The organism is Diaphorobacter sp. LR2014-1 (assembly GCF_002916785.1).
Taxonomy (GTDB): Bacteria; Pseudomonadota; Gammaproteobacteria; order Burkholderiales; family Burkholderiaceae_C; genus Diaphorobacter; species Diaphorobacter nitroreducens.
The window spans coordinates 1-12144 of sequence record NZ_MTBE01000058.1 but is presented as its reverse complement, the minus strand read 5'-3'; the positions used below and the strand labels follow the sequence as shown (position 1 = coordinate 12144).

Sequence of the window (12144 nt, the reverse complement as noted above, 5' to 3'; positions counted from 1 at the left end):
GGCTCTGTTGCAAAAATCGTGAAGCTTGAGCATGCTTGGCGGAGATTGGACGGACGGAACGATGACGGATTTCAAGTGGCGCCATTTCCAGGGTGATGTGATCCTGTGGGCGGTGCGCTGGTATTGTCGCTATCCGATCAGCTATCGCGACCTTGAGGAAATGCTGGCGGAACGCGGCATTTCGGTCGACCATACGACGATCTATCGCTGGGTCCAGTGCTACGCCCCGGAGATGGAGAAGCGGCTGCGCTGGTTCTGGCGGCGTGGCTTTGATCCGAGCTGGCGCCTGGATGAAACCTACGTCAAGGTGCGGGGCAAGTGGACCTACCTGTACCGGGCAGTCGACAAGCGGGGCGACACGATCGATTTCTACCTGTCGCCGACCCGCAGCGCCAAGGCAGCGAAGCGGTTCCTGGGCAAGGCCCTGCGAGGCCTGAAGCACTGGGAAAAGCCTGCCACGCTCAATACCGACAAAGCGCCGAGCTATGGTGCAGCGATCACCGAATTGAAGCGCGAAGGAAAGCTGGACCGGGAGACGGCCCACCGGCAGGTGAAGTATCTCAATAACGTGATCGAGGCCGATCACGGAAAGCTCAAGATACTGATCAAGCCGGTGCGCGGTTTCAAATCGATCCCCACGGCCTATGCCACGATCAAGGGATTCGAAGTCATGCGAGCCCTGCGCAAAGGACAGGCTCGCCCCTGGTGCCTGCAGCCCGGCATCAGGGGCGAGGTGCGCCTTGTGGAGAGAGCTTTTGGCATTGGGCCCTCGGCGCTGACGGAGGCCATGGGCATGCTCAACCACCATTTCGCAGCAGCCGCCTGATCGGCGCAGAGCGACAGCCTACCTCTGACTGCCGCCAATCTTTGCAACAGAGCCGACCGAGGCGATCGAGCTTCCACACCACAATCACGTCGCCGGCACGCGCGTGCGACAACGCTTCAGCTAGGCCGGCGCGGTTCGCCTTGGCACCGCTCGCCTTATCGGTGAAGGTTCGCTCGCAACCGGCCTCGCGTAGGGCGTCGATCTGGGGCGTCAGATCCTGTTCGGGCGTCGACACCCGTGCATAGCCGATCAGCATGAACCATTCTCAAAACTCACCTCCCGCGCTTATCATGGCAACACTCAATCGAGAAAGTGTTTTGATACGCGCGATCGGCCTGCTAAACCGTCTCACATGGTCCCGCTTCAAAATCGATCGTTTGCGAGACACGCCGGCGAGCTAGCGGCGCACGGTCGTCGAAAGCACGAACGCCCCCGCCTCCAAGCCAGAACGGTCGCCGAAAGCACGAACTCTCGCCCCCGATTGAACCGTTTTCCGGCCTTTTCCCCTGTAGTGTGTGCTGCGACCTGCCCCATCTTCGTGCTTTCGGCGACCGAACCGCATGACCGACGATCGGGGCGGGCATGAGCGAGGCTGCGTTGACCCAGGGCGACCTGTTCTCGCTCGACAGCCCGTTGCTGACCGAGGTTCGCGGCGAGCGGTCGCTGATGGCGTTCCCGTTCTTCGCGTTGAGCAAGGGCAAGTGGACCAAGCCGCTAGCCTATAAGACCGACACGGTTTCGATCGAGATCGTCGCTACCGCCAAGGGCGTCGCGACGATCTACGACAAGGAGGTTCTGCTTTATATCGCGAGTCTTATGGTGGCGAAGATGGACGCCGGCGTGGGAGTGTCCCAGGACTTCTATTTCACCGCCCACGACTTGTTCCGCGTCACCGGCGTCAACGGCTCGGCCCGCTCCTACACGCGCCTGTCGGACGCGCTGGAGCGGCTACAGGGCACGCAGATCAAGACCAACATCGAGGCCGGAGGCGAGGGCCAGGCCGGATTCTTCTCGTGGCTGTCGGAAGCGCAGCTCACCTACACCAAGACGCGGACCGGCGATAAGCGGTTGAAGGCCGTGAAGGTCCGGCTTTGCGATTGGCTCTATCGGGCGATCCAACGTGATCGGCGCGTGCTGGACTATGCGCCGAGCTATTTTCAGCTCGGCCCGATCGAACGCCGGCTTTACGAGGTGGCGCGATCGACATGCACGGAAGGCCCGATCGACGTTGATCTTGAGGAGCTTCGGTTGCAGCTCGGCTATCAAAGCTCGCTCAAGCATTTTCGGTATGAGCTGAAACGAATAGCCGATGACAACACCATTCCCGGCTTCGGGTTCGACTTGGTTGACGTCCCGACTGTAGCGGCGAAGAGCCGCGCGCGTCGGAACGCGGGCGCTGCGCGCGTCAGGATTACTCCCCGCCCGCTCCTCTCGAACGCCTGAACTCCTCTCTTTTCCGCGTCGCGAATCGAGTCGCCAGCAAATCGGCCGATGGGTCGCCGAAAACACGAACTTCGGTCGCCAAAAGCACGAATCTCGGTCATCGAAAGCACGAATGACCGGAGCGATGGTCGCCGAAAGCACGAACTTTTCCGGGCTTTGGTCGCCGAAAGCACGAATAGTAGCGGTTTCACGATCCCGCTGATTTCGCCACAAATACTGTCGAGCTAGTCGCATCAGGCGATCGGCCAGTCAGGGAGCGGCCGTGACCACATAAACGAATGCCCGGCACGAAGGCCGGGCACCCTGGAACGAGATGAGCGATGCTTGCAGGCATCGATCAGGCCGTAAGACGCCCCTCTCATACCCGTTCCCGAGCCTTGGTTCAAGGGAGCGCGCTTCGCGCCACGCTCTAGTTTTGCCTGGTCCCGGCCCCACGAAGGGGACGGAAGATGGGAGCTGTTACACTCGCGAAGGCGAGCTTCATGGCGCTCGACCGCATTGAGCGGACGCGGCCGAGATCGCGATCGGGCGCACCAAACCCCACGCGCGCGCACGTCCACCCTAACAGCCGGAGGGCCGGCACGTTCGAGGAGGACTTCTTCTACAGCTATGCGAAGGGCGAGCCCGACCGGCTCTACAAGCAAGCGGCCGAACTGCTGAAGCGCAAGAACGCGGTGCGGCGCATCGCCCGCACCGAGGGGCGCCAGCTCACAGAAGACGAACGCCTCGCCACCCTGATAACCAACACAGCATTGCGCGTGTTCGAGCAGCTTACGACGTTGGCGCGCACGTGCGCCGGCAAGGTGTTCCCGACCTGGGAATGGATCGAGGCGGCTGCCGGCGTCTCACGCGCCAGCGTCGGGCGTGCGCTGGTGGCGCTCGCCAGCATGGGCCTTCTCGACAAGCAGCGGCGATGCGTGCCGATCGATCCCCCGGCGGATCGCCCGAAGGCGCGCAATGCGCAGACCTCCAACGTCTATCGCATGAGCTTCCCCAATCGGCTTGCCCGCTTCCTTCCGCGTCGTCTCCGGCCTGTTCCCCTTCCCGATGATGTGGTGCAGCGCGAGGCCGACCGTATCGAGCAGATCGAGGCGATGCGCCTCTGGCGCTCGCCCCGTCAGGTTGTCGCCGAGGAGATCGAGGACGCCGGCTTGCGGCAGGTGCTGGACAGCCTTGCCATCGCGATCGAGAAGCAAGAGTCTCAAAAAAATGGTCAACCGCTCCTAGATTCATATGTTCTAAGGGCAGATGGAGTTGGCCTAGTCGGCCAACGCCCTAACGCCTGACGGCGAAGACAGTCCTGGCCCGACCGGAAGCGCAAACCACCACCGCCGACACCTAGCCGCAGGGTGGGACGCGCCGCTTCGCGTCGCGATGCTCCCGAGGGGAGCAAGCGTTTACCGTCGCGCTCAAATGGCCGCCTTCGTGCCCGGTGCAGCCGTTTTTGGTCCTTCATCGCGACCGTAGCGCCAGTCCCCAACGCCGTGTCGCGCGATCGGCGCCGGCGTCTCCCCCATCGAGCGGTCCCCCATCCCAATTTCCCCGCGGCCGTGGCGACCTGGTCGACCATCATCATGCGCCGCTGCGATCCATGTCCGGGCCGCGAGATCCCCGCGCGATTTTCGAGGCCGAGCCCTTACGAACGGCTATTCCTAAATCGATGGGAAAATGGGCGCTGGCCGCCTTCTACGATCAAGCAAATAACCGGCTGCGCCTACGGTTTCCGCTACGCGGACCCTCCGTTTTTTTTGCTTGATCGCGGCGCCTGCACTCCCCTTCAGTTCCCATCAGGAATGAGCCTGATCGCTCGAAAGGACAGGACCATGCAGAACATCGCGGAGTTTCGGATCATCGGCCGGGTCGGGAAGATCACGGAGCATGACAAGGTGACGAAGGTGAACGTCGCCGCCAACTACAACCGCCAGGAGAACGGCGAGTGGGTGACGGACACGCACTGGAACGAGGTGACGCTGTTCGGCAAGCTGATCGAACGCGCCGCCAAGGCGCAGAAGGGCGACCTGGTCCACATCACTGGCCGCGTCCGTCAGAACTCCTACGACACGGCCGAGGGCCGGCGCTACACCGTCGAGCTGATCGCCGACGGCTTCGCGGTTCTCGCCAAGGGGTCGGAGGATCGCGACTAGGCGGGACCGGGGCCGCCCACCGGCGGCCCCTCTCGCCGGCGTAGCTCCAGCTCCACCGCCTCGCGCACGAAATCAGCCTGACTCTCGCCATCGCGGAGAACGGTCTTGATCCGATCGAGCGTCCCCTTGGGAAAGCGCCCCATCGTCTTATCCTCCATCGGAGGGCGACCGACTGACCGGATATTGCTAGACGTCATGCAATGGCCTAATTACCGATACCGCATATTGACGGCATTTGCGGTATCGTATATTACAGGTCGGGCCTTCCATCAAGGCAGCGTCGGAGGCGAGAGCCATGTGGGATAATCTGCTGACGATCGGACTGTTCGTCCTGATCGCTTGGGCCATCTTCCGCGGTCGCAGCGGTTCGAGCCCGCGCATCTGGAGCGGCGACACGCCCGACGAGGAGGCCCGCCGCAACACGCGCACGGACTCCAACTATCGCGGTTACGACCATTGGAACAACAACAGCGATCGGGGCTGGTAGCGCGTGCGGACCATCGCCATCAACGTCGAGAAGGGCGGCGCCGGCAAGACCATGATCGCCTGCCATGTGGCATGGCATCTTGCCGATGCCGGCCATCGCGTGCTGTTCCTCGACCTCGATCGCCAGTGCAACGCGACCGACGCGCTTGCTGACTTCGAGAGCCTTGGCACGTGCAAGCCGCTGTTCGAGCCGGGCTATAGCCCGCCCGCTACCTTCCCGCGCCTCGCGATCTACTCGAACCGCATGGGCGGCGAGTATGATGCCGACTACCCGCGCGCGCTGACCAACCTCAACGCCAACTTCCCAGCGCTCGATCCCCACTTCGACTACTGCGTTCTCGACACGCCCCCGTCATGGTCGTGGATCAACTTCGCCGCGCTGTTGGTGTGCAATCACCTGATTATCCCCGTCGAGCTGGGGCCGTTCGGTCCCGCAGCGACGAAGCAAGTCTCTGACTCGATCGCGACGGTGAACACCAAGCGTCGAACCCCGATCCACGTCGTCGGGCTGATCCCGAACCGGGTGCGCGCGAACGACCGGCATCAGATGGACATGCTGGCGGCGATCAAAGCGAAGATCGGCCGCAATCTGTTCAGCACCTACCTTCCCGAGCGCGCCCACTACAGCCAGGCCATCCAAGAGCATGTCCCGGTGTGGCGCTTTGATAAGGACGTGCGGACCTCGCTTCCCCCGATGCGCGCGTTTCTTGAGGAAGCCATGACCCGGATCGGGAGCCACGCATGACCGACTTTAGCGGCTTTGACGTTTTCGGCGAGAAGGCGGCCGTGGCGGACGCCGATCGCGTCCAGCTCCTCGATCCCGAGCTGCTGTTCCCCGATCCCGAGAACGTCCGCAGCGAGATCGATCCGGCCAAGATCGACGAAATGGCGGAAACGATTAAAGAGCGCGGCCAGCTTCAACCGATCACCGTGGCGCCGAAAGATGCCGACGGGCGCTACCGGATCATGTTCGGCGAGCGGCGCTGGCGCGCGTGCAAGCAACTCGGCGTGCAGGTCCGCGCGATCGTCAGCAAGACCGACGATATTGAGCAGGTCCGGATCGACCAATTCATCGAGAACGACCAGCGCGAGGACCTGTCGACGGCCGACATGATTCGGTTCGTCACCGGCCAAGTCGAAAAGGGCCGCACGCTCGCCGAGCTGGCGCGCGCGACGGGCCGCAACCGCACGTTGCTGACCCGCTATCAGGGACTCGCAAAGGCGCCCGACTATATCGCCGCGCTGTTCGCCGACATCTCGATGCGGAGCGCGGTCGCCCTCGTTCAGGCTGCGAAGACCGACGACGCGGCAACCCGGGCCTTTGTCGCCAACACTGCGGCGGAGGACATGACCGTGCTGGCGTGCGAGCGGTTCGCGCGTGAGGTAGGCGCGAAGAAATCGGCCCCCAAGCCTACCCCGTCGAGCCAAGCGGAGGCACCCCTACCCCCCGCCGAGGATGATCCGGCGACGGCCGAGGCTGACGGGACCACGCCGACGACGGACGCGATCCGGGACGAGGAAGCCGATCGGGCGATGGACGAGACGCCCGTGTCAGAAGGCCCAGCGCCGGCAGACAGTGCCCCGCCCGCAATCCCCGCCCCTGCGCCCCGCTCGCCGGCCAAGCCGAGGACGGGAAAGCAGAGGGTCGAGCGGCCGACGATCGAGATCGAGGGCAAGCGCGCGATGATCGTGGAGGCGTGGTTGCACTTCGAGGATGAGGCAGAACCGCGCATGGTAAGCTGGCGCTGATCGCGCCGGGTTGAACGGAGAGCGCCGGCAGCGGCCGTCGCTCGCGCCAGGTCCAATCCTTCCTTCCGCGACTTCATCACGTTCAGATGGATTGGGTGTGCCACGTGGCACACTTAAAGGCTGATTTTGGTGGGGATGTTTAATGGCAGGATAAGCCTTGCGGCGGCGAATGTTAACCGTTAGGCTCAATCCATTCGGATCGCGCTTAACGGTTGGAGATACCTACCCCCCATGGATAAGACGCTGGGCTTCAAGATCGAGGCGGCCAAACTCGCCAAAGTCGATGCCCTCGCTCAGCCGAGGGGAGGGCGCGGACCTTTCATGCGCCAGCTGGTTGATGCCGTGCTCAGGCAGTCGGGTGCCAGCGACGCGGCGGAAGAAATGGTCGACCGGGAGACAGCCGGTGCACACCGCGTTTATCTTCGGCCGACCCAAACGGAGATGGCCGTCATTCGGCATCGCGCGCAAGAGCAGCGGATGACCCCGGCGACCTGGGCCTTGTCGCTTGTGCGGCGGCACCTTGGCATTGCAGCGCCCGTCGATCGCGAGTTGCGTGAAGAGCTATTGAACTGCCGACAGGCGTTGCAGCGTATCGGTCGCAATGTGAACCAGATTGCTAAAGCCGCGAACAAGATGGCGCTCGCGGATAATGCGGCCGAGATCGCGGGTGAACTCAAAAAGGTCAACGAGCTGCGAGAGGCCATCGGCGCAGCGGTTGAAGGCATCGGCGCTGCGACAAAGGCTGATCTTACCTATTGGGAGGTTGCCGGTGAGCGACTTTGACAGCAGCTTTGAAGCGGGTCAGGTCGCGGCGCTTTTCAAGCCCAAGATCACCGCTGACCCGAACGGACGTGGGGCTAACCAGCTGTTGCGCGGCCTGTCATCGGGCAAGGCGCAACGTGCTATTAGTACGCGGGCACGTCTTGCCCGCGTCGTCGGGCGCGCTCCGGAGGTCATGGTCAAAGTGACAGGGCGGCCCAAGGGCAAAAGCCATGCGGCGGCCCATTTCGATTATATCGGTCGCAAAGGCGACGTTCCGCTTGAGACGCGCGACGGCGATATTCTCTCTGAGAAGGACGATCGCGCCGCTCTCGCGCGTGATTGGGGCGATCCTGCCTACTGGCGTGACAGTTCGACCGTTGCCGCCGTGAGCATGGTTTTCTCGATGCCGGCAGGAACCGACCCCGATAAGGTTTTGTCCGCTGTGCGTGAAGTCGCGCGCAGCGAGATCGCCCATGAATGGGATTATGTTCTGGCGCTCCATACCGACACGCCGCGTCCCCATGTCCATTTGACGGTTGCAGCGCGGGGGGACACTGGACGCCGGTTCAATCCACGTCCGCAAACGCTCCACCAGTATCGTGAGCGTTTTGCCGAGGAATTACGGGCGCGTGGCGTGAGTGCCGAAGCTACGCCGCGCGCAGCGCGTGGTATTGGTCGTGCTGGGCAGAGCATGTCACTGAACCAGATGCGGCAGCGTTACATGACAGGGACGGCCCCCGCGCCGTTGGCGAACCGCAAGATCACCGCAGCGGCGCAAGATCAGCATCGAGGCCGAGCGGAAGCGCCGGAATTTGTCGGGCGTGGCCGACAGCAATGGGATGAGGCCCGCAAGCGTTATCTTGCGGCTGCGCAGCGGCTTGGAGAGAGCGCGGACCCGGCAGATCGTCAATTGGCAGATCAGGTGCGCCAGTTTGTGAGGGCGGGCAGGGCACCGACAATCCATGAACAGTCGGTTGCCGCGATCGAGCGGCAGAGCCAGCAACGCGAGCTATCGGGACAGAGGGGGCGACTGCCTTCTGAACCAGTGCCGCCACGTCCGCCTACACAGCGCAAACGATAAAGCCGGTGGCAGCTGCCACCGGCTAGGCCGAACCCATCCCGATTTATGTAACGTCGGGGGCGGTACATAGAACGGACCCAGATATACGCTAAGGTTTCGCCGGGCCTTCGACGGCGTGCATCTGGCGAAGCGGCCTGAGGGCCGGCGATGGTGCATCGGGGTCGGTCCAAAGATAATCGCCGGTGAGGTTGATGTGCTGCCATCCGAGCGGCGAAAGGTGTTGCAGCAGGTCCGGCGGGATCGACCGGCCTAGACTGGCAAGATGCATGCGGGCGGCTTGCATGTAGGTCGTATTCCAGAGGACGATAGCACCGGCGACGAGGTTGAGTGCGCTCGCTCGATGGGTCTGGGCTTGCAATGCGTGATCGCGGATACGGCCGATCCGGTGGAAAAAGATGGCGCGTTTCAGCGCATTTTCGGCCTCACCCTTGTTGAGTTCGCGGGTCGCGCGACGCCGCTGTTCGGGTTGTTCGATCCAATCGAGCGTGAACAGGGTGCGCTCGACGCGGCCGATCTCGCGCAGTGCCAAGGCCAGGCCATTGGCGCGGGGATAGGAGCCAAGCCGTTCCAGCATGATTGACGCACTCACGACGCCGGTGCGGATCGAGGTGCCCAAGCGCAGCACGTCGTCCCAATGGGCAGCGATCAGGCCCTCATCGACCTTGCCCGCGAGGAGCGGCGCAATATCGGGGCCGGGTTCGATGCCGTCAAACAGGTAAAGCCGGCGCGCGGAGATATTCGGTATGCGCGGCGCAAACCGGAATCCGAGTAGATGGCATAGCGCAAATACATGGTCGGAAATGCCCCCACCATCGACGTGATGCTCCTCGATGTGCAGATCAGCACCGTGATGGAGCAGCCCGTCCAGCACCTGCGCCGCCTCGCTCGCGGATGCGGAGATGACGGTGGAATGAAACGGCGCGTAGCGATCCGAGACATGGCTGTAGAAGGAGACGGCAGGCTCCGCGCCCTTGTGCGGATTGACCGCACCGGTCGCCTGGGCACGGCGATCGAGCGGGAAGTTCTGACCATCCGAACTGGACGATGTCCCGGCCCCAAACAGGGCGGCGAGTGGCGCGGTGTGCTGGGCATCGACCAACCTGGCGAGAGCCCGACCGTAGGTTTCCTCGCGTAAATGCCACGAGGCGAGCCAGCTGAGTTGGCGTTGGGTCACGAGATTGCAGGCTTCAGCCATGCGCGTATGACCAAGATTGGTTGCATCGGCGAGCACCGCCGTGAGGATAGCGCGGGGTTCATCGGCAACCCGACCGCTTTGCAGATGCGTAAAGCACTGGCTGAATCCGGTCCATCGATCGACTTCAGCAAGGAGATCGGTGATGCGGATCGCGGGAAGATGGGCGTAAAGCGGCGCAAGGGCGCTATCCGCTTCAGCCGGCGTGACCGCCTTCAACGGCGAAATCCGCAGCTTGCCGAGGCTGAGTTGTACATCTTCCAGCGTATCCGTCTCCGCTTTTCGCTCGACCTCTGCCAATCTACGGGCGAGCCGGGTACGCCGTTCGGCTAGCCAGGCATCGGCCGTATCAGGTGCCGGAATCGGCAAAGGGCCGGCTGCCCGCATGGTGGCGAATACCGGGCCAGGAATAAGCTGTTGCTCGACGGCACGATAGCGTCTGCTTCCCTCGACCCACATGTCGCCGGCACGAAGCCTGTCCCGAAGCTCGACCAGGACGCAAAATTCATAAACTCTGCGATCGGGAATGCCGGGGCCGATCGCGCGACGCCAGGCCTGCCGAATGAAGGCAACCGGCGTATCCGGCGGCAGTTTTTTCAGGCGACCGAGATGAAGGTCGCGCATGATAGCGACTGCTCGCGCGAGCGTATGGCAGGCCGGGACCGCTCCGAACGTGAACGAGGCGATGAACAAGGGACCGACCTGTCGGAGGACGGGGTAGTTGGTAGCGGCGATCGTAACGGGATCGACGGCATCGGGGCGGATCAGCTTGCGGGCTTCATCGACTTCACGGCCGAGATCGTCCCATCCAACTACGGCCTCGACCGCGGCGCCGATGTCGCCGCCCGACACTTTGGCAGTGAGCAGGGCATCGCCGAGCCGGGCGAGTAGCCGGATTTTACCATTGATGGTGCGCCGGTCGCGCTTGAGCGCTGTGTCTGCACCGTTCTGCTCGCGCCGAAACATCTGACCCAGCAGGCGGTCGAACATCAGCACCGCATCGTCGGTAAGCGTGACGATGGTTTCGAGTACGGTTGCCGCCAGCGTCGCACGGCGCCGCGTTGCTTGCAGCGTCCGGACATGTTGCGCCGTCAGCCGAGCCCCTTCCTGACAGAGGCGTCGCAGGCGTTCGGGATGTATGCCTGCCGCGATATCGGGATCGATCCCGATATCGCGCAGCAGAGCTAGCCGCCGGATGATGACGGCGAACGTCTTGCGACCGGGCTTGCCGGGCGGCTGCCGCACCCATCCGAGGCCGCTGAGGTTCGTGCCGGCGTGAGGCAGAAGAAGGGCGTCAAGCAGACGGCGTTGCCCAGTCTCCAGCCCTCGGGTCAGATGCTCGGCGACGTGGCGCTCGGCGTCGAGCAACGCCTGCGCAACCATCCGTTCGACCGAACTGATGCCAGGTACGATGATGCGCCGTCGTCGGCACTCGCCTAGTAGCGACCGTGCCAGCCCAGCCCCGCTGGTCGTCGTCAGCCCAATCGGCAGCAGCCATTCCTGCAACGCCGCTCGCAATGGCCGGCTGAACTGTGTGTGTTGAGTTGCACTGAGAAGTGACCCGGGAGGGTTATAAGTTTTCACTGAGAATTGACCCATGTTTTCCTCGCCCCTGGCTGACAGTCAGGAGGCATCGGAGTGATCGACATGGACCTACTCAGTGTGATCCGCCGCTGGCATTTTCGGCAAGGCATCCCCATTCGCGAGATCCGGCGGCGGACTGGATTATCGCGCAACACGATCCGCAAATATCTGCGCGATGACGCGGTGGAGCCGACGTTCAAGGTTCCCAAACGGCCGAGCAAGCTTGATCAGTTTGCAGAAAAACTGACGACGTGGCTGCGGGTGGAATCTGGCAAGTCGCGCAAACAGAAGCGAACAGCCAAGCAGCTACATGCAGATCTGGTTAAGCTGGGCTACGAGGGATCATACAGCCGTGTTGCCGCCTTCGCCCGCTCGTGGAAGACCGAACGCCAATATGAAAAGCAAACCAGTGGGCGCGGCACATTCGTACCGCTGATCTTCCAGCCCGGTGAGGCCTTTCAGTTCGATTGGAGTGAAGATTACGCCCTTCTGAATGGCCGGCCTACCAAGCTGCAGGTGGCCCATACCAAGCTCTCCCACAGTCGGGCGTTCATCACGCGAGCCTATCTGCTGCAAACGCACGAGATGTTGTTCGACGCACTGACGCAGGCCTTCCGGGTGCTGGGCGGCGTGCCTCAGCGTGGAATATTCGACAATATGAAGACGGCTGTAGACCGGATCGGCCAGGGCAAAGTCCGACAGGTCAATGCGCGGTTCGCTGCCATGGCCAGCCACTACCTGTTCGAAACGGATTTTTGCAATCCGGCCTCAGGCTGGGAGAAAGGTCAGGTCGAGAAAAACGTTCAGGATGCGCGTCGACGGTTATGGCAGCCAATGCCCAACTTCCCAGATCTTGATGCCCTCAATGCCTGGTTGG

Annotated in this window: 10 protein-coding genes and 2 pseudogenes; 10 read left to right on the top strand and 2 right to left on the bottom strand. The window is 62.8% G+C overall.

All coding sequences use genetic code 11. The annotated features are described in order from the left end of the window. Positions 1-61 precede the first annotated feature (61 nt). Positions 62-826, top strand: coding sequence for an IS6-like element IS6100 family transposase (locus tag BV908_RS21025; protein WP_001389365.1), 765 nt, complete (start codon positions 62-64; stop codon positions 824-826). A 52-nt stretch (positions 827-878) separates the two neighbouring features. On the opposite strand, the pseudogene BV908_RS21020 reads toward BV908_RS21025, so the two are convergent. After that, a pseudogene (locus BV908_RS21020) lies at positions 879-1082 on the bottom strand (recombinase family protein); the annotation flags it as partial. Between the two features lie 326 nt (positions 1083-1408). Between BV908_RS21020 and BV908_RS21015 the strand changes: the two are divergent. From BV908_RS21015 to BV908_RS20980, 8 genes are all read left to right on the top strand, one after another. Beyond that, complete coding sequence (locus tag BV908_RS21015; RefSeq protein WP_103739131.1) at positions 1409-2269, top strand: replication initiator protein A; 861 nt, start codon at positions 1409-1411, stop codon at positions 2267-2269. A 482-nt stretch (positions 2270-2751) separates the two neighbouring features. Continuing rightward, complete coding sequence (locus tag BV908_RS21010) at positions 2752-3555, top strand: hypothetical protein (RefSeq protein WP_210434049.1); 804 nt, start codon at positions 2752-2754, stop codon at positions 3553-3555. Positions 3556-4092: 537 nt separating this feature from the next. Further along, positions 4093-4413 carry a single-stranded DNA-binding protein gene (locus BV908_RS21005; protein ID WP_103739130.1) on the top strand — a complete coding sequence of 107 codons (321 nt, stop codon included), beginning with the start codon at positions 4093-4095 and terminating at the stop codon, positions 4411-4413. A 295-nt stretch (positions 4414-4708) separates the two neighbouring features. Beyond that, positions 4709-4900: a hypothetical protein gene (locus tag BV908_RS21000; RefSeq protein ID WP_103739129.1), complete on the top strand. Its 192-nt coding sequence runs from the start codon at positions 4709-4711 to the stop codon at positions 4898-4900. A 3-nt stretch (positions 4901-4903) separates the two neighbouring features. Then, positions 4904-5644 carry a ParA family protein gene (locus tag BV908_RS20995; protein WP_103739128.1) on the top strand — a complete coding sequence of 247 codons (741 nt, stop codon included), beginning with the start codon at positions 4904-4906 and terminating at the stop codon, positions 5642-5644. Beyond that, the gene (locus BV908_RS20990) at positions 5641-6648 is read left to right on the top strand and encodes a ParB/RepB/Spo0J family partition protein (RefSeq protein ID WP_103739127.1); all 1008 of its coding nucleotides are present in this window, start codon (positions 5641-5643) and stop codon (positions 6646-6648) included. Before BV908_RS20995 ends, BV908_RS20990 begins: the two co-directional genes overlap by 4 nt. Before the next feature lie 231 nt (positions 6649-6879). Next, on the top strand, positions 6880-7431 hold the full coding sequence (gene mobC, locus BV908_RS20985; protein WP_066532656.1) for a plasmid mobilization relaxosome protein MobC: 552 nt from the start codon (positions 6880-6882) through the stop codon (positions 7429-7431). After that, positions 7418-8491: a relaxase/mobilization nuclease domain-containing protein gene (locus BV908_RS20980; RefSeq protein WP_103739132.1), complete on the top strand. Its 1074-nt coding sequence runs from the start codon at positions 7418-7420 to the stop codon at positions 8489-8491. The genes mobC and BV908_RS20980 overlap by 14 nt, the downstream gene beginning before the upstream one ends. A gap of 88 nt (positions 8492-8579) precedes the next feature. Here BV908_RS20980 and BV908_RS20975 read toward each other — a convergent pair whose 3' ends face one another. Next, entirely contained in the window at positions 8580-11282 is a 2703-nt protein-coding gene (locus BV908_RS20975) for a Tn3 family transposase (RefSeq protein ID WP_281631037.1), read from the bottom strand. A 48-nt stretch (positions 11283-11330) separates the two neighbouring features. Here BV908_RS20975 and istA point away from each other — a divergent pair. Next, positions 11331-12144: pseudogene (gene istA, locus BV908_RS20970) on the top strand (IS21-like element ISRsp3 family transposase); the annotation flags it as partial.